At 40.2% G+C, this 22,788-nt stretch carries 21 protein-coding genes; 6 read left to right on the forward strand and 15 right to left on the reverse strand.

The features are described 5' to 3' along the window. Positions 1 to 495 precede the first annotated feature (495 nt). The gene (locus ACFQ19_RS04170; RefSeq protein WP_379590808.1) at positions 496 to 711 is read right to left on the reverse strand and encodes a hypothetical protein; all 216 of its coding nucleotides are present in this window, start codon (positions 709 to 711) and stop codon (positions 496 to 498) included. A gap of 685 nt (positions 712 to 1,396) precedes the next feature. Between ACFQ19_RS04170 and recU the strand changes: the two genes are divergently transcribed. Both recU and ACFQ19_RS04180 read left to right on the forward strand, forming a co-directional pair. Next, positions 1,397 to 1,975 carry a Holliday junction resolvase RecU gene (recU, locus tag ACFQ19_RS04175; RefSeq protein WP_379590809.1) on the forward strand — a complete coding sequence of 193 codons (579 nt, stop codon included), beginning with the start codon at positions 1,397 to 1,399 and terminating at the stop codon, positions 1,973 to 1,975. 17 nt (positions 1,976 to 1,992) lie between these two features. After that, on the forward strand, positions 1,993 to 5,028 hold the full coding sequence (locus ACFQ19_RS04180) for a PBP1A family penicillin-binding protein (RefSeq protein ID WP_379590811.1): 3,036 nt from the start codon (positions 1,993 to 1,995) through the stop codon (positions 5,026 to 5,028). Positions 5,029 to 5,100: 72 nt separating this feature from the next. On the opposite strand, the gene nth is transcribed toward ACFQ19_RS04180, so the two are convergent. From nth to ACFQ19_RS04235, 11 genes are all read right to left on the reverse strand, one after another. After that, a complete protein-coding gene (gene nth, locus ACFQ19_RS04185) occupies positions 5,101 to 5,754 on the reverse strand; it encodes an endonuclease III (RefSeq protein WP_379590813.1) in 654 nt (217 codons plus the stop codon). A gap of 4 nt (positions 5,755 to 5,758) precedes the next feature. Beyond that, positions 5,759 to 6,454, reverse strand: a complete 696-nt coding sequence (locus ACFQ19_RS04190; protein WP_379590814.1) for a DnaD domain-containing protein — start codon at positions 6,452 to 6,454, stop codon at positions 5,759 to 5,761. A 355-nt stretch (positions 6,455 to 6,809) separates the two neighbouring features. Next, complete coding sequence (asnS, locus tag ACFQ19_RS04195) at positions 6,810 to 8,102, reverse strand: asparagine--tRNA ligase (RefSeq protein WP_379590815.1); 1,293 nt, start codon at positions 8,100 to 8,102, stop codon at positions 6,810 to 6,812. A 97-nt stretch (positions 8,103 to 8,199) separates the two neighbouring features. Beyond that, entirely contained in the window at positions 8,200 to 8,715 is a 516-nt protein-coding gene (locus tag ACFQ19_RS04200) for a hypothetical protein (RefSeq protein WP_379590817.1), read from the reverse strand. A gap of 156 nt (positions 8,716 to 8,871) precedes the next feature. Continuing rightward, positions 8,872 to 11,676, reverse strand: coding sequence for an ATP-dependent DNA helicase DinG (dinG, locus tag ACFQ19_RS04205; RefSeq protein WP_379590818.1), 2,805 nt, complete (start codon positions 11,674 to 11,676; stop codon positions 8,872 to 8,874). A gap of 77 nt (positions 11,677 to 11,753) precedes the next feature. Further along, positions 11,754 to 12,734 (reverse strand): biotin--[acetyl-CoA-carboxylase] ligase, encoded by a 981-nt coding sequence (locus ACFQ19_RS04210; protein WP_379590819.1) that lies wholly within the window; start codon positions 12,732 to 12,734, stop codon positions 11,754 to 11,756. Further along, positions 12,710 to 13,897 carry a CCA tRNA nucleotidyltransferase gene (locus ACFQ19_RS04215; RefSeq protein ID WP_379590820.1) on the reverse strand — a complete coding sequence of 396 codons (1,188 nt, stop codon included), beginning with the start codon at positions 13,895 to 13,897 and terminating at the stop codon, positions 12,710 to 12,712. Before ACFQ19_RS04215 ends, ACFQ19_RS04210 begins: the two co-directional genes overlap by 25 nt. Before the next feature lie 4 nt (positions 13,898 to 13,901). Continuing rightward, positions 13,902 to 15,038 (reverse strand): N-acetyl-alpha-D-glucosaminyl L-malate synthase BshA, encoded by a 1,137-nt coding sequence (gene bshA / locus ACFQ19_RS04220; protein ID WP_379590821.1) that lies wholly within the window; start codon positions 15,036 to 15,038, stop codon positions 13,902 to 13,904. Positions 15,039 to 15,111: 73 nt separating this feature from the next. Then, positions 15,112 to 15,513, reverse strand: a complete 402-nt coding sequence (gene mgsA / locus ACFQ19_RS04225; protein ID WP_379590822.1) for a methylglyoxal synthase — start codon at positions 15,511 to 15,513, stop codon at positions 15,112 to 15,114. A 34-nt stretch (positions 15,514 to 15,547) separates the two neighbouring features. Continuing rightward, entirely contained in the window at positions 15,548 to 16,345 is a 798-nt protein-coding gene (dapB, locus tag ACFQ19_RS04230) for a 4-hydroxy-tetrahydrodipicolinate reductase (RefSeq protein ID WP_379590823.1), read from the reverse strand. Then, positions 16,335 to 16,688, reverse strand: coding sequence for a nucleotide pyrophosphohydrolase (locus ACFQ19_RS04235; RefSeq protein WP_379590824.1), 354 nt, complete (start codon positions 16,686 to 16,688; stop codon positions 16,335 to 16,337). Before ACFQ19_RS04235 ends, dapB begins: the two co-directional genes overlap by 11 nt. 210 nt (positions 16,689 to 16,898) lie before the next feature. Between ACFQ19_RS04235 and ACFQ19_RS04240 the strand changes: the two genes are divergently transcribed. The 4 genes from ACFQ19_RS04240 to ACFQ19_RS04255 all read left to right on the forward strand — a co-directional run bounded on the left by ACFQ19_RS04240 (position 16,899) and on the right by ACFQ19_RS04255 (position 19,772). Beyond that, the gene (locus ACFQ19_RS04240; protein ID WP_379590825.1) at positions 16,899 to 17,765 is read left to right on the forward strand and encodes a YitT family protein; all 867 of its coding nucleotides are present in this window, start codon (positions 16,899 to 16,901) and stop codon (positions 17,763 to 17,765) included. An 81-nt stretch (positions 17,766 to 17,846) separates the two neighbouring features. Further along, on the forward strand, positions 17,847 to 18,746 hold the full coding sequence (gene cidR, locus ACFQ19_RS04245) for a cidABC operon transcriptional activator CidR (RefSeq protein WP_379590826.1): 900 nt from the start codon (positions 17,847 to 17,849) through the stop codon (positions 18,744 to 18,746). 131 nt (positions 18,747 to 18,877) lie between these two features. Further along, positions 18,878 to 19,426, forward strand: coding sequence for an acyl-CoA thioesterase (locus ACFQ19_RS04250; protein ID WP_379590828.1), 549 nt, complete (start codon positions 18,878 to 18,880; stop codon positions 19,424 to 19,426). After that, on the forward strand, positions 19,407 to 19,772 hold the full coding sequence (locus ACFQ19_RS04255; RefSeq protein WP_379590829.1) for a hypothetical protein: 366 nt from the start codon (positions 19,407 to 19,409) through the stop codon (positions 19,770 to 19,772). The genes ACFQ19_RS04250 and ACFQ19_RS04255 overlap by 20 nt, the downstream gene beginning before the upstream one ends. A gap of 1,025 nt (positions 19,773 to 20,797) precedes the next feature. Here the strand turns inward: ACFQ19_RS04255 and ACFQ19_RS04260 are convergent. The 3 genes from ACFQ19_RS04260 to ACFQ19_RS04270 all read right to left on the reverse strand — a co-directional run bounded on the left by ACFQ19_RS04260 (position 20,798) and on the right by ACFQ19_RS04270 (position 22,690). Then, positions 20,798 to 21,472: a zinc metallopeptidase gene (locus ACFQ19_RS04260; RefSeq protein WP_379590830.1), complete on the reverse strand. Its 675-nt coding sequence runs from the start codon at positions 21,470 to 21,472 to the stop codon at positions 20,798 to 20,800. A 53-nt stretch (positions 21,473 to 21,525) separates the two neighbouring features. Next, on the reverse strand, positions 21,526 to 21,780 hold the full coding sequence (locus tag ACFQ19_RS04265; protein WP_379590831.1) for a sporulation protein YpjB: 255 nt from the start codon (positions 21,778 to 21,780) through the stop codon (positions 21,526 to 21,528). Positions 21,781 to 22,111: 331 nt separating this feature from the next. After that, complete coding sequence (locus ACFQ19_RS04270) at positions 22,112 to 22,690, reverse strand: DUF1405 domain-containing protein (RefSeq protein ID WP_379590833.1); 579 nt, start codon at positions 22,688 to 22,690, stop codon at positions 22,112 to 22,114. Between the last annotated feature and the right edge of the window lie 98 nt (positions 22,691 to 22,788).

The following is a 22,788-nucleotide window of genomic DNA, read 5'->3' on the forward strand; positions in this document are numbered from 1 at the left end:
AGGCGGACCGTTTTGACTCCTGAGGGATCAGCACCCTCTGAAGATCCACTTTTGCCAAGCGCTCTTCTTGGCAAAAGTTAGCTGAAGAGCGTGCCCCTAGGAAAGCAAAACGGTCCGCCGCAGCGGTCATGTTAACCTGACAACATTGGTAATCACAGTCCCAGTGTGAAGACCCCGCAGAAAAAAGTGAACTTCTTTTTTTACCCGCGGGGCACGACGGACACGACGTCCTAGTATCGACGTTGGTCACAGGACGTGACCGTTCTTAGTCGATGAAAGAGCGACTTCAGCTCTGTCTGCGCCTGACGGCTTGCCAGTCGCTAAGTCTCCTTTATCGAGGAGGCTGAGGACAAGCCCATGGAAAGCGTAGTGTTTTTCCGTAGCGAGCGTTAGAAGATAAAATATTAATTTCAATTTATATAGATAGATTAATCTAAGTTTATCATATAACAGCTGGAAAAGTCATCAATCACTCACGAAAGAAGCAGCTTCTTATTATAAGAGCTGCTTCCATCTTTGAATTTCCGCTTTTGTCTGTTTCAAGTTGTTTGTTTGTGTTTGAAAACGCACCCATACTTCGTTGTCTACATTTGCTTTTAGTTTAAGGTAAATGAGATCGAGCTGATCTTGTATTTGTTCGATTCGTTTTTCCATCTCTTGTTTACTGTATCCTTGATTCTCTTCGGGAAGGCTTGATTGGGAAAGAAGCATATGGTTTCTCCTCCTATTGTAAAATAAAATCATATGATTCACATCTTGTTATATTATTTATTCCACATAATAAAGATAACCTCCTGCCTGTTCGACAAAAGTAGAATAATCCAAACAAAACTAGTGCAAATCTGTAATGATTTACACAAAATGAGACAAACTATATTGTGAAACTTCATGTTGGCTGAAGTTTTACAGTAAGGTAAACAGCGACAGCATTTTTATAGCAAAAAAAGGAGGTTATGGATGATGAAACCGTCAAAAGCCCAGCAAAAAACGAATGCAAATAACAAAAAGAATAATAATGAAAAAACAAGAGATAAGAAAATAGCGGGTCCTGACCGCCCTTCCACTTAAATTGGAAATATGCTGTCATTAATTAGCCTAATTATATTTTGCAGGTATACGTACCGACAGAATGATAATTAGGTTCTTTTTAACCTTCGACCCTTATGAATAAAAGTTTGTATGCGTAGATTATGTAAGGTTGATGCAGCTGTGCTTCATTTTTCTTTCTCCATATTTTGTCCATATGTTTTAAAATTTTAAATGCTATAATTCGTTTCCGTCTTGAATTTATATTATAATATATGATGTACTGGTTTTATATGTATCCTACACGGGACAAAGAAGTTTCTATATAGTTAATGGGTGTTTAGGGTATATTGTTAGGAGGCTTGTAAATATGAATTATCCGAATGGTCAGCGGAAACCACTAACCATAAAACCAAAGCAAACAAGTTTTAGCAGGAGAGGAATGACGCTGGAAGAAGAAATAAATGAAACCACCGAGTTCTATCGAATACAAGGACAAGCAGTGATTCATAAAAAACCGACACCCGTGCAAATTGTAAATGTTCATTACCCGAAGCGCAGTGCTGCAGTAATTACCGAAGCATACTTTAAACAAGCATCAACGACGGATTACAACGGTATTTACAAGGGAAAACATATTGATTTTGAGGCAAAGGAAACCAAAAATAAAAAGTCCTTTCCTCTTGCAAACATTCACGAACATCAAGTGCATCACATGCAGCAAGTAATAAAGCACGGCGGAATCAGCTTTATTATTTTACGGTTTAGAGCTTACGAAGAAACTTATCTATTTGATGCAAAAGATTTATTTGTTTGCTGGCAGGAGCAGTTTGATGGTGGTAAAAAATCCATTTCCTATGATTATGTCAAACAATTGGGATATCTTATTCCCTTTCATTATCAGAAAAAGGTTGATTTTTTACCTGTTGTTGATAAGCTCTACCTATAGATATGGAGGTATAAAGAATGGCAGATCAAAATAGCCAGACAAGAGCTGCGAGGAGAAAGCAGCAAGGAAAGAAGACAAAGAATAAAAAGAAACAGCCGATGTGGAAGAAAGTCATAAAGATTATTCTTTTATTATTCTTGATTTTATTTTTAGGCGGAGCCGCAGTCGGTGCTTATTGGATAGCACAAGCACCTGATATTGATGAAGAACAATTGAATGTTCCTTTTGCTTCGACCCTTTATGATAAAAACGGAGAGCCTTTTACCAATTTAAGCTCCGATGAAAAAAGACAGGAAGTTAACTTTGAAGAATTGCCGGATTTACTGATAGATGCGGTTACTGCGACAGAGGATGTTCGATTCTTTGATCATAATGGTATAGACATCAGACGTATCGGCGGAGCAATTCAAGGTAACTTCACAGGCGGATTTGGCTCCCAAGGTGCCAGCACCATCACGCAACAGGTTGTCGAACGTGCGTTTTTAAGTAATGAAAAAAAGGTGAGCATCAAAGTCCAGGAAATGTGGATGGCTATGAAATTAGAAAGACAGTACAGTAAAGAAGAGATTATGGAAATGTACTTAAACACAATTTTTTATGGTAATCATGCATACGGTGTTGCCCAAGCGGCAGAAACCTATTTCGGCAAAGAGGATTTAGATGATTTGACCTTGCCGGAAGCTGCTATTTTAGCCGGTTTACCGCAGCGTCCAACAGCCTATAATCCGATTGAAAATCCGGAATTAACAGAAGAACGGATGAATACTGTATTAAATCTAATGGTTCGTCATGGCAAGATTACAGAAGAAGAAGCAGAAGAAGCTAAAAGTGTTGATATCCCTTCCCTGCTAACTGAAGAGCGTCCTGACCCATCACCATATGATGCGTTTGTTGATCAAGTTCGTAAAGAAGTCAACGAAAAATTGGAAGACGTCGATCTTGATTCGGACGGCTTGAAAGTCCATACCACACTTGATCCGGATGCACAGCCATATGTGGAGGACGTAATGGAAAGAAGCGACTCGAGTCCGATTAATTATCCAGAAGATACACAAGGAGCAATGGTTGTTTTAGATACACAGTCCGGAGCTATTCAAGCAATTGGCGGCAGTATCAATAATGAATCTGACTTTAATTACGCAACCAGAGGTACCACACAAGCTGGTTCTACTGCGAAACCGATTATGTCGTATGGACCTGCAGTAGAATATAATCAAATGTCAACGTACCACCAGCTGGATGATGAAGGCCCTTATGAACTTGAAGGCTCCAATCCAGTACGGAATGCTACCAGAAGTTACAACGGCTGGGTAACTGCCCGTTATGCATTGCAACAATCTCTAAACGTTCCGGCAGTCAAATTGATGGAAGAAGTCGGTCCGGAAAACTCCAAAGAATTTGCTGAAAATCTCGGGTTTGAATTTGATTCAGATTACCTTGACCTGCGTGAAGCCATTGGCGGAACAAGTACAGAGGTTACCCCGATACAGATGGCAGGAGCATACAGTGCTTTTGGTAATGAAGGGAATTATACAGAGCCATATGCTGTAACAAAGGTTGAATTTTCAGATGGACGCGAAGTAGATTTAACGCCTGATACGGAAAAAGTTATGGAAGATTATACAGCCTATATGGTGACGGATATGCTGAAGTCAGTCGTCCAATCCGGTACAGGCACGAATGCGAATGTTCCTGATCTGGATATGGCCGGTAAGACTGGAACAACAACGATGGATGGCCAAGAAGGAAGCCGGGACGCCTGGTTTGTCGGGTATACGACGAACTATACCATTGCATCCTGGACTGGCGGTTATCAATCAGATGGCTCCCGTGTTCCGCTTCAGGACACAACCTTATCCCAGCAAATGTTCCAGCAGACAATGAGCCAATTATCAGAAGGCGTTGAAACAGCTGACTTTAACCGTCCTGACTCTGTCGTAGATGTAGAGGTGGAGAAAGGTACCAACCCGGCTGCTTTAGCAAGCGACAGCACACCTAGTGACAACAAAGTAACCGAGTTATTTGTCGAAGGTACAGAGCCAAATGAGGTTTCTGAGCGCTATGAAGAATTAGATGGCGTAAGCGGACTGTCCGGAAGCTATAATGAAGATGATAATTCCATTGAAGTATCTTGGGATTATGACGCTGATTCAGATGATGATGTGAACTTTGATGTAAGTGCCAGCATTGATGGCGGCAGCATGCAGTCCCTCTCTTCTACCAGCGACACATCCATGGACATATCGGATGTGGAAGAAGGTGCTGAGTATACGATACAAGTTGTTGCTGAAAGTGGATCTACATCCAGCGATCCGGCAACAACAACAGTTCAAGTACCCGGCGGTGATGAGGATGAAGAGGAACAAGAAGATATACCAGGCGTGAGCGGTCTTTCTGCTGAATATAACGGCGAAGATACGATTGATGTTTCCTGGAGTTATGATGGGCCATCTGCCAATTTTGAAGTAAGTGTGAATGGCGATACCCAAAATGTCGGCTCCGAAAGTATTGCTGTCAGCGGCGTTACTCCGGGAGATTACGATATTTCAGTAACTCCAACCAGTGAAGAAGACAGCAATGTGCAAGGCCCTTCCTCCTCTACAAGCGTGACCGTCCCTGAAGAAGAAGGCGGGGATGAGGAAGAAGAATCTGAAGAGGAAGAACAGCCGGAAGAAGAAAATGGATCTGACTCAGAATCTGACGCAGATACGGATGCAGATTCTGATTCAGAATCATCCGGAGAAGAAAATGGCAATGATTCGGATGGTAATGAAGACAATAATAACGACAACAACGATAATAATGATTCCGGTAATGAAAATGACAGCAGCAATGACACAGACAATAGTAACGATAGCAACGGAGACAATGAAGGCAATGAACCTGATGACACTGAAAATCAGGAAGAACAAGAGAGTGAAAGCGATGATAGCTCTGATAATTCCGGCGATTCCGAGGAAGATTCCGATAGTTCGGATGAAGGTTCAGATGATGTTTCACCTCAAAATGAAGATAATGGTGACGAGGACAGCAGTCCTGAAGATGAAGAATAAATAAACAACCCCGATCTGTTGATTCAGATCGGGGTTGTTTTATTTAAGGAATAATTGTACAAAAAGATTATTTTACTCCTCTATTTTCTTCATACGTTTTTTACCTTCCCGGCAAATATCCAGTAATGGACATTTCGGACATTCCGGGTTTCTTGCTTTACAATGGTAGCGGCCAAAGAAAATCATCCGGTGATGCGTGACACTCCACTCATCTCTCGGAACTTTACGCATCAACGTATTTTCCACTTCTGTCACGCTGTCTTTCCATCTGCAGATACCTAGTCGTTTTGACACACGTTCGACATGGGTATCAACGGCGATGGAAGGTTCATCAAAAGCGACCGAAGCAACCACATTAGCAGTTTTTCTGCCGACACCGGCCAATTGTACCAGTTCCTCTTTGGTTTGCGGCACTACCCCGTCAAATTTGTCGATTAAGGTGCGGCAAAGCTTTTGAATATTTTTAGCTTTGGATCGGTACAAACCGATGGAGCGGATATCATTTTCCAATTCTTCTAAAGAGACAGCGAGGTAATCCTCCGGCGTTTTATATTTTTTAAATAAATCCGCTGTTACTTTGTTAACCAGTTTGTCCGTACACTGTGCAGATAGTAAAACAGCGATGACTAATTCAAATGGATTGGAATGGATAAGTTCTCCTTTGGCATTTGGAAACATTTCAGCCATGGCATCTAAACATCGTCTAATTTGTGTATTATTCAACATTACCTTATTCCCCTTCCAGCCAATTATAATAAAAGGATGTATCTCTTTTTGGACGTGTATCGTCCGTTTGATTCGTATCTGGTTTATTCTGATGAAATTGTCGGCTTGCTTTTCTAGCATCTTGTACTGTATGAATCCCTTTTTTCTTCCATTCTCTTAAAATCCGATCAATATATTTAAAGTTTAATTTGCTCATCAATACAGACTCGCGCAATCCCGCTTTTATCAAGGAAGGCTCTATTTCATCTTCATCCAGCCAGCTGTTAACCGTTTCTATTTCAAAAGGCGATAACGGCCGGCCAAACTCTTGTTCAAATAAAATAAAAATATTACCGATGTGTTCTTCCTCTTCTTTATTTATAACAGCGGTTTGTTCCTCGTATAGTTTTTCCAGCAAGGGTTCCAGAGAGTATGATTCACTGATAGGTGTTTGATCGGAGTCGTTTTTTTCAATCGATAAGAATCCTCTTTGTACGAGTTTCCGGAGCATATTGGCTGCTTCTTCTTCTGAAAAACTGGCTGTTTGTGCCAGCTCAAAAGGCGTAGGAAAATGATTTCCCTCATCTGCAAATCGGGAAAGCTGTAATAGTAAAATAAGTTCCGTTTCATGAAGTCCTAATTGATGATAGTCAGCCAGCAATTTTTTGGAAATAGTCATTTGATCTTGGATAATAGCTTGATAATTCATTTTTTTATTCATTTCTAACACCTCAGATAACAGTATAGCATCTTTCTTTCATCAAGAAGAAAGGAAATCCCTCGCTTTGACAGCAAGGGATTATTTTGCGTATAAGAAATCATTCTATTCAAGTTCTGATAGTCAAAAATGAAACAGTCAGAACGTGGTTGTTCAGATACCTTTTTTATGGAATAAGAAAGTATATAATTTTGTAAAATTTAATTTTTATTCATCATCGGTTTAAGGTGAAGGAAGGCCGACTAAGACCAGGCTAAAGCCTAACGTCGGCATACCCCTAAAGGGGCATGATTCCTTTATCTCAGTTACAACGCGCAGTCTCTACGTTTTTAAACGGGCGCTCCTGCGCTTTTCGTTCTTAAGGATATAAACGATTCAACAGTCTTGGGAACGGAATGGTCTCGCGAACATGTTCCACGCCGGATAACCAGGCTACCGTTCTCTCCAGTCCTAAACCGAATCCACTATGCGGGACACTGCCGTATTTACGCAATTCCAAGTACCACTCGTAAGCAGGGCCGGTCAAGTCATGTTCTTTATACCTTTGTTCCATTAAGGCCAGATCATCAATCCGCTGGGAACCGCCGATAATCTCTCCATAGCCTTCAGGAGCAATTAAATCGGCACAAAGGACAACATCCGATCTTTCCGGATCCGGCTTCATATAGAATGCTTTGATGTCTTTTGGATAGTTTGTAATGAAGACAGGTTTGTCATAACTTTCAGCAATGGCTGTTTCATGCGGTGCACCGAAGTCTTCTCCCCATTCAATATCATCAAACCCTTTTTCTTTTAAGAATTCTACAGCTTCATCATAACTGATACGCGGGAATGGAGCTTGAATTTGTTCTAATTTCGATGTATCTCTTTCCAGCGTTTTTAGTTCTAAAGCACAGTTTTCAAGAACTGCCTGTACAACAAAGCTGACGTAGTTTTCTTGAACTTGTAAGCTGTCTTCATGATCCATAAATGCCATTTCCGGTTCAATCATCCAAAATTCAATCAGATGTCTTCTTGTTTTGGATTTTTCTGCACGGAAAGTAGGGCCAAATGAAAATACTTTTCCAAGCGCCATTGCTGCTGCTTCCATGTAAAGCTGTCCGCTCTGGGATAAGTATGCTTCCTCATCAAAGTATTTGGTATGAAACAATTCCGTTGTTCCTTCTGCGGAGGATCCGGTTAAAATAGGCGGGTCTACCTTGACGAAACCATTGGTATTAAAAAATTCGTAGGTAGCCCGGATGATTTCATTACGAATTTTCATCACGGCATGCTGTTTTTTCGAACGCAGCCACAGATGACGGTGGTCCATTAAAAACTCTGTTCCATGGTTTTTCGGCGTAATCGGGTAATCTGTTGCTTCGTGAATCACTTCTAAATCAGATACTTGCATTTCATAGCCGAAATCAGAACGGGTATCTTCGACAATTTTCCCAGTGACATATAAAGACGTTTCTTGCGTCAGGTTCTTGGCGTTGGTGAATACTTCCTCGGAAACATCGCTTTTCACAACAATTCCTTGCATAAAGCCGGTACCATCACGAAGTTGCAAGAAGGCAATTTTACCGCTGGAACGTTTATTGGCCAGCCAGCCGCCAATGGTTACCTCCTCTTCTACGTGTTTCGGCGCTTCTTGAATGGTTATCTTCATCTTCAAATCCTCCAACTCATTAGTAGACATCCAGTTATGATGGATGTTTTTCTGTGAAATATGAGATGCTCCCCCTGTTTTAGACAGTCTCTCCTGCTTAAGGGAACATATGGTTATACGTGTATCGTTCTTCTAAACTTTCTCCGTTAATGGAATAGTAATCCATGACAAAATGGTTATCTTGATCATAGTAAGTAATCTCCCATAAAGCCTCCCCATCTTCGTAGGCAGGGCTGATATCTGCAAATTGACATGTATCACAGTTGGAAGACCAGGCATCTACCATAGCTTCTTCACGCATTATATCCTCTGTATTAATCACAATTAATTCGCGTTCTTCTCCTTCTAACGGAAGAAAAATCAGCCGCTCTTCATTATCTTCATTGCTTGCGTAAAATACATGATAGTTATTTTCTCCATAGTAACCTTGTATTGAATGCACATTATGATAAGAGGTTTGCGTTTCTATCTCTTCTTTCGTTTCATCAAACCCTGCTGTGCGATTATCGTTGATGACTTGATACAAATAAATGCTGTAACCTATCCCTGCAAGCAAGAGAAGCAGAACGGCGATAAGCGTCCATAATACCCATCTATTATTTGATTCCCTCATGGCATTCCATCCGTTTCTTATAAGATTATCTTTCATCATTTACTATACCTAGATGTCCGGTTTCTGTAAACAAATACCCCTGAAAACTTTCACGCCGGTAAACCGGCTCATCTGTTCCGGTTCCTGCAATCGATTTTGGTGCGCGCGTCCAACAGGTTACTGATGAAACCAATTTTCTGCGGTGTTCATCAAGTGATTTGTCGTATCATAATGAACAGGAACGTCCGGAATGGAGTCCAGAAAGTATTTCCCGTATCTAGCTGTTTTAATACGTACGTCACAAATAAATACAATTCCTCTGTCGTCCGAAGAACGGATTAACCGTCCAAACCCTTGTTTAAATTTAAGAACAGCCTGGGGCAAAGATAAATCCATAAACGGATTTCTTCCTTCTTCTTTCATCTGATGTGATTTCGCTTCAAAAACAGGATGATTCGGCGGTTGAAACGGCAGTCTTGCCATTACGAGGGCCGATAAATCTTCTCCGGGTATATCCACACCTTCCCAGAAAGAACTTGTCCCAAGCAGAATAGCCTGGTCATAGGATTGGAAATTTTTCTTCAACCTGCTTCGGCTGCCGCTTGTCACACCTTGTGCAATAATCACATATTGCTGGTCTGTCATCATTTCTTTTAGGAGATGATTCGCTTTTTTTAGCATATCATACGACGTAAACAATACAAGCATTCTCCCGGAAGTGACATCTGCGAGCGATAATATCGCTTCACATACTGCATAAACAAAATCATCCATATTTCCGTGTTTAATATCTGGAAAATCCGTCGGGATTAACAGCTGCACTTGTTTATCATAATGAAAAGGAGATGCAATTTGTTTTGTTAATAAATTGTCTTCCGATACGCCCAACCGCTCTTTGATAAAGGAAAAGGAACTTCCCATGGTTAACGTGGCACTGGTGAAAATCACACTGTTTTTTTTAGAGAAAAAGTCTTCTGCCAAGATGGGAGCAATATCAGATGGTTCACTGTAAAGAAATACACTATGATGACTTCCTTTTAAATCGATTTCAGCCCACTTTATTAATGTCACTTCATTCTCTTCCTGAAACATCATCTGTAAATCTTCCCTGTAATTTTCTAAAGCATCCTGCATCTGGGCAATCTCTTCAAGAAATTGTTTTTCGTCTCCGTTCGTCGAAGAGTAATGGCTCTTTAACTGAAATAGAACATCTAATTGCTTTTGGAAATGCATACGCAGACGTGCTGCCATATCCTGAGCAAGCTGCCAGGAATCCTGTTGATATGTTTCCGGCTTGATACGGTATTGTACCCTCCCCAAATCACTGGTAGCTTTGTCATTCTTCTGTTGAGACATCACAAAGCGCTCAATAAGATGAAAAAGTTCATCAATATCATATTTTGCTTCTTTGATCGCGGCATTCCACTGATCCGCCAGTTTCTGCTTTTGTTCCATATTAAAAGCTTTCAATACGGTGCGGAATTGTTTATCCTCTTCTGCTGTTCCTAAATAATTACAAGTGAACTGCATCTGGATATAATCCAGTTTGAGACCGTAATGATGGGATGCTGTTTCTTCAAAGTGATGCGCTTCATCGATAATGACCTTTTGGTAGCTTGGTAAAAAAGCATAATCATTAAACATATCGGTACATAGTAAGGCGTGGTTGGTAATAATGATATCTGCTTTTTGAGCCCGGCGTCTGGCCAATTGATAATAGGAATGATGGAACCAAGGCGATTTGGGATTTATGTTCCTTTCTGCATCAGCAGAAACCTTTTGAAAGAAAATATATCCTCCTGCCGGTAACTGAATTTCGTCAATATCCCCTGTTTCTGTTTCCGTAATCCACACGAGCAGAATTGCTTTGGTTAAAACAAAATCATAATTATCGTTGGATCCATAATCCAGCTCATAAAGAAATTTCTCCAGGTTTAAATAATGATTTTTCCCTTTCATTAGTGCTACGTTAAAGTGGGTGTCCAAAATCTTTTTTAATAACGGAATTTCTTCTTCAAGCAGCTGGCTTTGCAACTGTGTGGTATATGTACTGATAAGAAGGCGCTCCCTGTGATTGACAGCCTGATAAATAGCGGGCAATAAATAAGCCAATGATTTTCCTGTTCCGGTTCCTGCCTCGATAAATGCATGTTTTTTGGCAGAAAAAGCATCGTAAATCGTTTCAGACATTTGCCGCTGTCCTTCTCTTGGTTCATAGGAAGCAAATGCTTGCGCCAGTGCGCCCTGTTCCTGATAAATCGCATCTAAATATTCCCCGAATGATAAATCGATCCGGGAGTCATCTCCATTCTTTTTTTCAGACATACGAAAAGCCAGTCCCTGATAATGTTTTATTTGATCATCTGGATGCTCCTGAAAGGCTAATTCTTCTAAACGGTCATCAAGGATAGCTGCTAAATCGGATTGTAATTTATCTTCAAGCATGTTCAGTTTATATAATGTTTCATATGGCAGATGGCCTAATTTTTCCTTCAGTTTTAAAAATAGCTTTGCTGTTACATACGCATCAGATAAAGCGCGATGCGGATCATCGTGATACAGTTCAAAATACGTTGCCAGATAACTTAATTTATAACTGGATATGCCCGGAAATAAAATTCTGGACAGTTCCACCGTATCGATGACCCGGTTTTTCAAGGCAGGAAAACCATTCGAGGTTAATTCTGTATTGAGAAAACCGACATCAAAGGTTGCGTTATGCGCAATAATATAACTGTCTTGTAATATCCCGCTGATTTCCTCTGCTTCATCTATAAAAAATGGCGCATCCGCTACTTCTTCATCATAAATACCTGTCAGCTGAGAAATAAAAGGCGGTATAGGCTGATTTGGATTAAATAAGGCCGTTTTTGTTTCTTTAATTTCATCATTTTCAATGACAACCATTCCTATTTCAATGATTTTTCCTGCTTTGGCCGGTGAATTTCCGGTTGTTTCTAAATCAATCACAACATACTTCATAAGACCACCTCCATTCTTTTCATTGGATAGGATCATACCGTATCATCCCGTGCTCTGACCGAATGTGTATCCCTTATTTACCGGTCAAACCATGCTATTTCTGCAGAGTACAGTGTTACAGGGGTGCCGTCTGGGGATTCAGCAATTAAAGCTCCTTCATCTGTGATGCCCAGAAATTTACCTGACCATGCCTGATGAAAGGTTTTAATGTTAATGTTTTCTCCTATTTTGAAAGCATGTTCTTCCCATTTGGGTTTAATGGCTTGAAAGCCCGCTTCTAAATATAACTCGTACATATTTTCAAAGTGTTTTAATATGCGCTGGACGATTTCTTTTTTATCCCATTGTTTTCCGGATTCTATTTTTAATGAGGTTGCGATATCACGGATAGATGCATCCCAGCTTGCTTCATCCTGATTCACATTTAAGCCGGAACCAATTAAAACATAATCAATTCGATCCTGCTCTCCCTGCATTTCGGTTAAAATACCACAAAGCTTTTTGTCGCCGATTAATAAATCATTGGGCCATTTGATACCGATGGACAGACCGGTCAGCTCATGCAGTGCTTCTCTCAACGCAACCGCTGCTAATAAAGTAAGCTCAGATGCTTTATTCGGAGGGATTGGCGGTCGGAGAAGCAGCGTGGACCATAACCCTTCTTTATCCGAAAACCAATTTTTCTTCATCCGGCCTCTGCCTGCAGTCTGTTCTTCCGCAATAATCATTGTTCCATCCGGTGCATTGTCCCGGGCCGCTTCATGTCCGATTAATTGGGTAGAAAGAACCGACGTTCTGTGAATAATGTGATGCCCCATCCATGTTGTTTCAAGTCCCCAGCGGATGGTATTGCTGCTGACTTTATCGGGAAAGGAAACGATACGATACCCCTGACTTCTCTTTGCATCAATGGTATAGCCGTCATTCTCCAAGTCTTTCATATGTTTCCAAATGGCATTCCGAGAAATACCCAATGCTTCGGAAAGCGTCTGACCTGAGATATAGCTTTCTTTACTTTTAGATAGAAGTCTAATTAACCTTGAGCGGGTAGATTCCATTGTATCCATTCCTTTATTTTCGATTTTTCATTTGCAAGTTTAGAAATCACGACATGATATTCGATTTTATCCAATACATCTTTTATCCATTTTCCTTTTGGACGTTCCGGAAACCATTCTATGATATCATAGCCATTCACACAAAGCTCTTTTTTAGACAAAATCGGGAGCTTATTCCGTATCCGATGCAATGCTTGTCGATCGATTGTAGCCTGATCGATTTGTCTTACTAAGTATATAAAGTCTTCCCATTGTTGTTTGGGCAGTTGATAGACGAACCATGCATCGATACCATTCTTTTGATAGAGATGGTAACCTTCCACCAGGTTGAGAGCCTGGCGTTTCAGTTGATTGGAACATTTGTAAGCCTGGATACAAGCCGCTGCTGTCAAGGCTGCGCTCTTCAATTCGACCAATGCAAACACAGGTGCGAGCGAAGAAACCGGCTCTAATTCCTTTAACAGCAAAGGTTCTTCCTTAAAAATAGGCAGATAGTGATACAATTCTAATGCAAATAGATAATCCACTGCCTGGTTGAAAAAAGGTCCTGCAACCATTTTTTCTAATTCTGCAGTTAACCGTTCCACTGCTAAGTAATCGATTTGTGCTCCGCAACGTTGCATTGCTTTCTTGGTGTCCTCTTCAATGGAAAAACCTAATTGGCTGCAAAAGCGGAGAGCGCGGATAATACGTAAAGCATCCTCTTCAAAACGATCTGCTGCATGACCTACCGTCTGAATCAGCCCGCTCTCAATCGCTTGTTTTCCGCCAAAAGGATCCAGGATCTTCCCGTTCGTATCCATCGCTATGGCATTCATGGTGAAATCTCTGCGTTTCAAGTCTTCCTTGATATCACGGACAAAACGAACATCATCCGGCCGGCGGTGGTCACTGTATTCCCCTTCAGTCCGGTACGTAGTGACTTCAAATGATTCCTGTTCATAGCGGACAATGACAGTGCCGTGTTCCAAACCAACCGGAATGACTTTCGGAAAAATCTTTTGAACTTCGGAAGGAAGGGCGGATGAAGCAATATCCACATCATGAATCGGACGCCCGGTCATATAATCCCGTACACAGCCGCCGACAAAATATGCTTCGTATTGGTTTTCTTCCAGGACGGATATGATTTTGGACGCCTTTTGAAAAATTGGTGGTAACATTTTTCTACCCTCTTTCTCCTTCTTCCAGTACCCGGTCATATAAATCTTCATATTGATTGACAATTTTCTCGGATGAGAAGTGTGTACGCGCATGGTCCAAAGCTGCTTGAGAAAACTGTTTTTGCATATCCGGATCAGATAGTAATTCTACTGCATAAGCCGCAGCTTGCCTGACGTCTCCAAGTTCAACGATATACCCTGTCTCTCCGTGGGTTAATACTTCCGGAATACCGCCGACATCCGTTCCAATTCCAGGTACGCCGCAAGCCATCGCTTCTAATAATACTAACCCGAAGCTTTCTTTTTCAGACATCAGCAGCATGAGATCTGCCATTGCTACAATATCGCTGACATTATTTTGTTTTCCCAGAAACTGAATCTCTGTCTCCAAACCTAAATCATGAACATGCTGTGCCATATCAGCAAATTCCGGACCATCTCCAATTAATAACAATTTGGAAGGGATATTCTCGTTCACGATTTTAAATGTATCGATAATATCCTGAACCCGTTTGACTTTTCGGAAGTTAGATATATGCACCAATATTTTATCCGATGCCTTTATTTGAAATTGATGACGCAGCTCCTCGTCTTTTTTTGGGTAATATTCATTTTCATTGATAAAGTTATAAATCACATGCATTTCTTTCTTGATGTCCACCATATCTACGGTCTGTTTTCGTAAACTATCGGAAACGGTGGTCACTGCATCTGATTGTTCAATACCATGGCGGATAATAGGTTTTAACGTATTATCAATACCCAGGACAGTAATATCCGTTCCATGTAACGTTGTGACAATTTTCACCGGATGTTTTGCCATATCTCTGGCTAAAATGCCGCAAATAGCATGCGGCATGGCATAGTGCACATGAAGGATGTCCAATTTTTCCCGATCGATCACCTCTGCCATCTTTGCAGCTAAAGCGAGATCATAGGGCGGGTATTGAAATACAGGATAATGACTTATTTCCACTTGATGATAATACACATTGACATATACTTTTTCTAAGCGAAAAGGCATACTGGAAGTAATAAAATGTATTTCATGTCCTTTTTCTGCTAATTTCTTCCCTAGTTCCGTTGCGATAACTCCCGAACCGCCAATCGTCGGATAACACGTAATTCCTATTTTCTTCACAATTCCCCTTCTTTCCTGCAACTGTACTCTGCCGTTGAAACAATCATAGCCGGAATACATTTATTCATACGGTTTATTCTTCTTTTATAATATCTCTCCAGTGAAAATCGCCCCGCTTCAAGCCATGCATGTAAATTTCTCCGGCGGCAATATTGGTTGCTAAAGGAATTTGATAAACATCACATAGCCGCATTAAAGCGCTGATATCCGGCTCATGCGGCTGAGCAGTTAACGGATCGCGGAAGAAAATAACCATATCCATTTCATTGTTGGCAATCAAACTTCCTATTTGCTGATCGCCGCCGAGCGGACCGGATTGGAAACGATGTACCGGAAGCCCGGTTGCTTCTTCTATTCTGCTCCCTGTGGTTCCTGTAGCAAATAAATCATGTTTCTTTAGTATGTGCGCATAGGCGGTTGTAAACCCGACCATATCATCTTTTTTCTTATCATGTGCAATTAAAGCAATATTCACGGCAACTTCCTCCCCTGTTTTGTACACCTATTTTCTATAAGATATTCTCTAAACCGTAAATAAGCTCATCCATATCCATCACCTGATACACGCATTCTTTTACACCGTCCATAAACGATGCTCTGTTCATGGAATCATGCTGTATCGTTAATGTTTGGCCGGCACTGCCGAAAACAATCTCCTGATGAGCCACCAGACCGGGAAGGCGCATACTGTGAATACGCATGCCGTCAAAGTCTCCGCCGCGCGCTCCAGGAATAGTTTCTTCTTCATCCGGATGGCCTTGTTTTTTCGGACTTCTTGCTTCCTGAATCAGCTCAGCTGTTTTCTTTGCTGTCCCGGACGGTGCATCCAGCTTTTGATCATGGTGCTTCTCAATAATTTCTACATCTGGGAAATAGGAAGCTGCCATTTTGGCGAATTTCATCATTAAAACAGCACCGACAGCAAAGTTAGGCGCAATAATACAACCGGTTTGTTTTTCTTTTGCCAGTTGTTTTAACTCTTCTAACTGTTCTTCCGTATACCCTGTTGTTCCGATAACCGGACGGATTTGATGATTCAATGCCGCTTTTGTATGCTTATAAGCTGCTTCCGGGACGGTTAAATCAACAAATACATCAGCCTGCTGCTCAGAAAAACACTTTTCGATATCTGTGTATACAGGCACGTTCAAATCATCCTGAAACGCTTCTAAATCACTCAATTTCATGCCTTCATTTTTATGGTCCAAGCAAGCTGTTAATGCAAAGTCCTCTGTATTATGAATCATATGAACGGCTTCTTTCCCCATTCTTCCTCTTGGACCAGCTACAATGATTTTAATTGCCATGGTGGTCATCCTCCTCTTTCTTTGTCCAGCGATTTTTATCTCTCGTTTCAAATTTTTGCATTGATTTCTCAAAGGAATCCGACAGGTCAAAATCCAATGAATTTGCTAAGCAGGCTAATACAAAAATCATATCACCTACTTCTTCTTCGACTGTATTTTCTTTTTCTGTTTTTTTCTTCGGTTTTTCTCCGTAATAATGATTTACCTCTCGCGCTAATTCCCCTGTTTCCTCTGATAACCTTGCTATAAGAGAGAGCGGGGAAAAGTATCCTTCTTTAAATTGGGATATGTATGCATCCACCCTTTTTTGAACATCTTCTAAGTTAAGATGGGTATTCTCCATTTTGACACCTCATTTCATTTTCAATCAATATACTTTTCTCTTCTCTAATGTTAGCTAAAAGCAAGGATTTTGACAACTAATTGGTACAGTATGCGGATTGTCATCGTGATGGAAATTGTCTATAATAGATTCCGTCGAAATGTGCATTATTACAATAGGATGATAATTTTTAATATTACATACTTCCATGAAACAGGAGGGATTGGTTCATTGGGTATTCGGGTAAAGAACATCATATTTATATTATTGGGATCGGCTATATTTTCTTTTGGTCTTGTTCATTTTAATATGCAGCATAACCTTGGCGAGGGCGGTTTCACAGGGATAACCCTATTATTTTATTTTTTATGGAATATAGATCCTGCGATAACGAATCTTGTCCTTAATATTCCGGTATTTCTGATTGGATGGAAAATACTCGGAAGAAATGCGTTTGTCTATACATTGGTTGGAACTTTTTCCGTGTCTTTATTTCTCTGGATTTTTCAAATATATCAAATTCCAATTGGTTTAGAGGATGATATGACGCTCGTTGCTTTATTTGCAGGTGTATTCATTGGTATCGGGTTAGGAATTATCTTCCGTTTTGGCGGGACAACCGGCGGCGTTGACATTATCGCCCGCATTATCAACAAATATACTTCCTGGAGTATTGGAAGAGCGATGTTTGCATTTGATTTTCTTGTCATTGTTACCTCTATTTTGACGTTCCTTGAACTGTCAGAAGGGATGTACACGCTTGTCGCTGTCTTTATTGGAGCAAGGGTGATTGATTTTATTCAGGAAGGTGCCTACGCTGCCAAGGGAGCCTTTATCATTTCTGATCAAAGCGAAGAAATCGCTAGTCAGATTATGAAAAAGATGGATCGGGGCGTGACTATTTTAAATGGGGAAGGAAGTTTCTCCAAAGAAAAAAGAAATGTACTGTATTGTGTAGTAGCACGGAATGAAGTTCCGCGAATGAAAAGTATTATTAACCAGACGGATCCTTCTGCTTTTGTTTCTTTGACCACGGTCCATGAGGTGATGGGAGAAGGATTTACCCTGGATGAAAATAAAAAGCCGCTAAACGAATAATGCTGTAAAAAGAGCCCGGAAACATTCCGGGCTCTTTTCAAAAAACAGGAAAAGCAATGTCATTAATAAAGGGGAAAGAATATGGAGATTAAACATATGATTTATTTTATAGAAATTGTCAAAACTGGAAGTATGACGAAGGCGGCGGAAAATTTATATATTTCCCAGCCTACGATTAGTAAGCTTCTGCGGGATTTAGAAGCAGAGCTAGAAGTAGAACTATTTGACCGTCATAAACGCAAAATGATTCTAACGGACGCAGGAGAAGCATTCTTGCATCAGGCAAAGGAAATTGTTCGATTGTATGAAAATCTTCCTGCAGAAATGGATAATTTATTAGGAATCAGGCAAGGACATATTAAAATAGGCTTACCTACGATAATGAATGTCACTCTGTTCACCCACCTGCTTGGGAAATTTCACGAAAGTTACCCGGATATCAGTTTTGAATTATTAGAGAGCGGCAGTAAAAAAATTGAAGAAAGTATCAGGAATGAGGAGCTCGATGTCGGCGTTACAGTGCTGCCGACAGACACAGAGGCATTTCACCAATTCTTTTGGCTTGAGGAGCAGCTGAAGCTTGTAGTCCCCCGCTCTCATAAATTTGCAGGCAGAGAAAAGATAGAGCTTATTGAATTAAAAGAAGATGATTTTATTTTATTCAGCGAAGACTTTGTCTTAAACGATCGTATCACAGAGGTATGTAAGACGGCAGGATTTATTCCAAAGGTGATTGCGGAAAGTTCTCAGTGGTATTTTATTGAACAAATGATTCTCTCCAGTCTCGGAGTAAGTATCCTCCCGGAAAGTATTATCAATATGTTAAAAGAAGATGTTGTTGGTGTTGAAATTGAGAATCCATCGATTTCCTGGCAGTTAGCAATCATTTGGAAAAAGAACAGCTATACTTCTTTTGTGACAAAGGAATGGTTGAAATATATACAAGAGCAATTAATGTTCCAACGAAAAAATAATAATTAATTGTGGCGTTTTCATAGATTTGGTCTATAGGTTGAATGAAGAATAACTATTTTTATTGCAGACAAATACGATTTAGAATGATTAATGGAGTTAAAACAAACCCATCTTGTTAAAGAAAGGAACGTAACAACATGACTAATTATAAACATCCAAATGACAGCAGAGTAGTTAGTACGGACCAAGTACTAGTGAATGATTTAAATAATTACAATACTCTCTTTGGAGGTGTATTGATGAAAAAATTAGATAATAATGCTACCTTGTCTGCAAGAAGACATGCCAGAGTAAAGGAATGCGTCACAGCTTCGACAGATTCAATCGATTTTCTTCATCCGGTTCGTCAGACCGATTCCGTCTGTATTGAATCATTTGTTTCCTATACAGGCACGACGTCTATGGAAATTTTTTGTAAGGTTATTGCGGAAGACATGATGACAGGAGAAAGAAAAATTGCTGCAACGGCTTTTCTGACTTTTGTAGCCTTGGATGAGGACAAAAAAGCAATTCAAGTGCCAAATATTGTTCCGGAATCCGCAGAAGAAAAATATTTATTTGAATCTGGAGAAAAACGCGCTGCGATGCGTCGTAAAAGAAGAGAACACAGTAAAGAACTGACGCAAATTATTGGTTTGGAAAAACCATGGGAAAGAGGAGATATCCATGTTCGTAAATCTGAATAACTTATATCAAATCAAAGAAGAATTTGAACAGCTTCATGATCAGAACGAAGAATTATATGAGCATTTACAGCATGTGGTAAGCTTGACCAGACAATTGCAAATTCCTTATAAATATTTAGGGGATTTGTTAGTGACAGGAGAAGAAGGTACGATCCAACCTCCTTTTATTCGCGATTCGGTTTTACACCTTTATCAACATGAAGTGCAGTCATTACGAAAACGCGAGGATATTGATAAGTTGTTATCGATTCTTCGGCAACTGGACCGTATCTCCTATTCACAAGTATTCCTGTTAGTGTTGGGAGCAAAACCGGAGTTCATCCGCGTCAATACCATTATTAAATAAAAAAAATGGGCAATCACCAGCTTTAGAGTGATTGCCCATTTTTAATTTTAAGTGCACGTTTATTCTGAAATGTTGTACTGTACTACCAAGAACAAAAGCGCAAAGCACCTGCTTAAAAACGTAGAGACTGGAGCGGCGTAACTGAGATAAAGGAATCACGGTGAGGTGACGAACCGATGATGACTTTCACCCGCAGGGCATAAGTGCGGCGATTTTGATGGGACGAGTAAGCGAAGCAGCGGTTTTAATAGACCGAGTAATCGCAGGTCTCAATGTTGTCAGGTTAATGAATTTTGTGAAATTTACTCAAATTATGCGCTTAAGAATAAGCATATAATCCTTGCTCTTCCAGGATAAACATACTCTCTATTATTATGCTTGCTTTTGGTTAGAGCCTCCTTCTATTTTTTGAACAAGATATGGTGTATAGCTTCCGCTCCGGCCAACCACTCCGCTTTCCATGGGGACGGCTTCAGCTAACTTGAAAAGAAACCCGCTTTTCAAGTGGATCTTCAGCTCGCCCTGTTCCCATAGGAGTCTACGTGGTTGGCCTGCGCTCTGATGGGATGCTACAGCGTTTGGAAGAAATAACATCTTAATGGAGCTAAATGATTTTATTTGCTCAACTATTTCATGTATAGAACATCCCACTAGCGGAGGCGGACCGTTTTGACTCCTGAGGGATCAGCACCATCTGAAGATCCACTTTTGCCAAGTGCTCTTCTTGGCAAAAGTTAGCTGAAGAGCGTGCCCCTAGGAAAGCAAAACGGTCCGCCGCAGCGGTTATACTAACCTGACAACATTGGTAAGCGAAGTCCCAAATTTAACTCTGTCTGCGCCTGACGGCTTGCCAATCGCCAAGTCTTCTTTATCGTAGGGCACTCACGTGTTGGCTCTTAGTTTTTGGCGCTTGGAGCTGGACGTGGCCGTTTATCTCTAACCAGTTATACACAAGCAATTAATTTTATAATTTCCTTGATAATAAAAAAAGATGACCCCTTCTTGGAATCATCTTTTTATACTTTCTATTCTCTGTTTGCTGCAAAGATAAGAATAAAGCGCAGTAATTCAGCTACGGCAACCAATGCAGCTGCAACGTAAGTTAATGCGGCAGCATTTAATACTTTTTTGGTCTCGCGTTCTTCATTATTACGAATTATGCCTGTAGAGACCAGCTGGGTCATCGCTCTGTTGGAAGCATCAAATTCCACCGGCAAGGTGACCAGTTGAAATAGTACTGCAAAGGCGAAGAAGACAATCCCCACTAACATTAAATTCATTGTCCCTAAAAGCATACCTGCAATAATTAAAATCATCGAGATATTCGAACCAGTACTTGCTAATGGTACTAAAGCACTTCGAAAGCGTAAAAACGCATATTCTTCCTGATCTTGTATCGCATGGCCTACTTCATGTGCTGCTATGGCAGATGAAGCCATTGATCTGCCCTGATAATTATTTTCAGAGAGATTCACTTGTTTTTTGCGGGGATCATAATGGTCTGTTAAGTCCCCTTTAACCATACCGATCTGTACATCATGCAAACCGTTATCATCCAGTATTTTTCTAGCAACATCTGCACCGGTCATACCGGAAGAAGTCGGTTTTTTAGAAAATTTGGTATATGTGCTTTTAACTTTCCCTGAAGCAAGCATTGGAATGATCATTAGTAGTCCAAAATAAATTAGATAAGCACCCATTTTTATACCCCCATTACTATATCTTAAGGTCAATTTTAGTCAGTTTTTTTATTTTAGTCAACTGATTTGTCGTTTTTGCGAGAAGGCTTATTTCCTGGTTTCTCCCCTTTGTATTTTTTCCAACTTACATAAGATAATGTAACAATAATGCAACCGCCTACAATCATAACACCTAAAATAAATGGAGACGGCGCTAAACTGTTGTAATAAATATTTGATGAAGGAATAGAGGCAGCATGGACAGCTTTTACATGGTAAAACATCCCTATGATTCCGATTGTCATCACATGAAGCAGTTTCTTACCCATAGAGATCACCTCTGATCTTTTTAATATGTACTCTAAGTTTATGATGGGAGGTGAACAGGTATGACGGTAAGCCGTAAGGATAAGTAAGAAAATATGAAATCTTGTAACTGTTTCGGCAGGAAAGACAACCGCAGTCCCGCCCTTCATCTGAAAATCAATGTAAACTATTCAAAAAAATAGAAGGAAGCTACAAGCATGGTAATAGAGAGCATGTTCATCTTGGAACAGCAACGTTTATATACTTATGCTTATTCTTAGCTGCGAAAGTTGAGTGTATTTTATAAAATTCATTAACCTGACAACATTAGACTCCGCAAGTCTCCTTTTCTGCTTACAAGGATGATTTTTTTCGATGAATTGTTAAGTAGTAGGCCAGAAGGATAGAAATAATACTTAGCCAAAATGTAAAATAGCCAATTTCGTTCATATACGTTGTTAAATCAGAATAGACAGGCATTTGTCCGAAGACATAGTCAATAATATCATTATGTAATACAACGATACCTGCAACAGTTAAATGCCGTAATTTTATTTTATAAAAAGGTGCATAAAGCAAACCTTGAACAGCCATTCCGAAATGCGATGCAATTAACATAAATCCTGCCGGCCCGATACCTCCGCTGACAATTAACGTTAATACATTCATCACAACAGCCCAGATACCATATTTAAATAAAGAAACAATCGCTAATGCTTCGATATAAGGAATGTTTTTACCAAAAATGAAAAACAACAAAAAAATGGTGAAAAATAAACTCGCTGTCGGGCTGTCCGGTACAAACGGAATAAATATGGCCGGAGTTATTTCAAGCTGGCCACCGTACCAGTAAAAGCCATATATGGTGCCCAGAAAGTTTATAATGAAAAGCAGTATCAAAAATTTTTTATCTAATAATATGTATGACAACATTTCTTTTCGACTTCTCCTTCTGTTCTTAGTAGTTAGCCATAGAAGAAAGCACCTTTGCCTTATTATGGTCAAAGGTGCTTTTATTTATCAATGTTTTA

Origin of the sequence: Oceanobacillus locisalsi, from assembly GCF_042675985.1 — a bacterium.
Classification (GTDB): domain Bacteria; phylum Bacillota; class Bacilli; order Bacillales; family Amphibacillaceae; genus Oceanobacillus; species Oceanobacillus locisalsi.

Excerpts from the sequence above, each read along its gene's own strand:
- ACFQ19_RS04190 (WP_379590814.1), bottom strand. The coding sequence starts at position 6,454 with ATGAATAAAAAAATGAATTATCAAGCTATTATCCAAGATCAAATGACT.
- ACFQ19_RS04170 (WP_379590808.1), bottom strand. The coding sequence starts at position 711 with ATGCTTCTTTCCCAATCAAGCCTTCCCGAAGAGAATCAAGGATACAGT.
- ACFQ19_RS04265 (WP_379590831.1), bottom strand. The coding sequence starts at position 21,780 with ATGGGTAAGAAACTGCTTCATGTGATGACAATCGGAATCATAGGGATG.
- ACFQ19_RS04270 (WP_379590833.1), bottom strand. The coding sequence starts at position 22,690 with ATGTTGTCATACATATTATTAGATAAAAAATTTTTGATACTGCTTTTC.
- dapB (WP_379590823.1), bottom strand. The coding sequence starts at position 16,345 with ATGGCAATTAAAATCATTGTAGCTGGTCCAAGAGGAAGAATGGGGAAA.
- ACFQ19_RS04210 (WP_379590819.1), bottom strand. The coding sequence starts at position 12,734 with ATGGAATCTACCCGCTCAAGGTTAATTAGACTTCTATCTAAAAGTAAA.
- ACFQ19_RS04260 (WP_379590830.1), bottom strand. The coding sequence starts at position 21,472 with ATGGGTGCTTATCTAATTTATTTTGGACTACTAATGATCATTCCAATG.
- dinG (WP_379590818.1), bottom strand. The coding sequence starts at position 11,676 with ATGAAGTATGTTGTGATTGATTTAGAAACAACCGGAAATTCACCGGCC.
- recU (WP_379590809.1), top strand. The coding sequence starts at position 1,397 with ATGAATTATCCGAATGGTCAGCGGAAACCACTAACCATAAAACCAAAG.
- ACFQ19_RS04235 (WP_379590824.1), bottom strand. The coding sequence starts at position 16,688 with ATGGAGAATACCCATCTTAACTTAGAAGATGTTCAAAAAAGGGTGGAT.
- cidR (WP_379590826.1), top strand. The coding sequence starts at position 17,847 with ATGGAGATTAAACATATGATTTATTTTATAGAAATTGTCAAAACTGGA.
- nth (WP_379590813.1), bottom strand. The coding sequence starts at position 5,754 with ATGTTGAATAATACACAAATTAGACGATGTTTAGATGCCATGGCTGAA.
- ACFQ19_RS04215 (WP_379590820.1), bottom strand. The coding sequence starts at position 13,897 with ATGTTACCACCAATTTTTCAAAAGGCGTCCAAAATCATATCCGTCCTG.
- ACFQ19_RS04250 (WP_379590828.1), top strand. The coding sequence starts at position 18,878 with ATGACTAATTATAAACATCCAAATGACAGCAGAGTAGTTAGTACGGAC.
- ACFQ19_RS04200 (WP_379590817.1), bottom strand. The coding sequence starts at position 8,715 with ATGAGGGAATCAAATAATAGATGGGTATTATGGACGCTTATCGCCGTT.
- ACFQ19_RS04255 (WP_379590829.1), top strand. The coding sequence starts at position 19,407 with ATGTTCGTAAATCTGAATAACTTATATCAAATCAAAGAAGAATTTGAA.
- asnS (WP_379590815.1), bottom strand. The coding sequence starts at position 8,102 with ATGAAGATAACCATTCAAGAAGCGCCGAAACACGTAGAAGAGGAGGTA.
- ACFQ19_RS04180 (WP_379590811.1), top strand. The coding sequence starts at position 1,993 with ATGGCAGATCAAAATAGCCAGACAAGAGCTGCGAGGAGAAAGCAGCAA.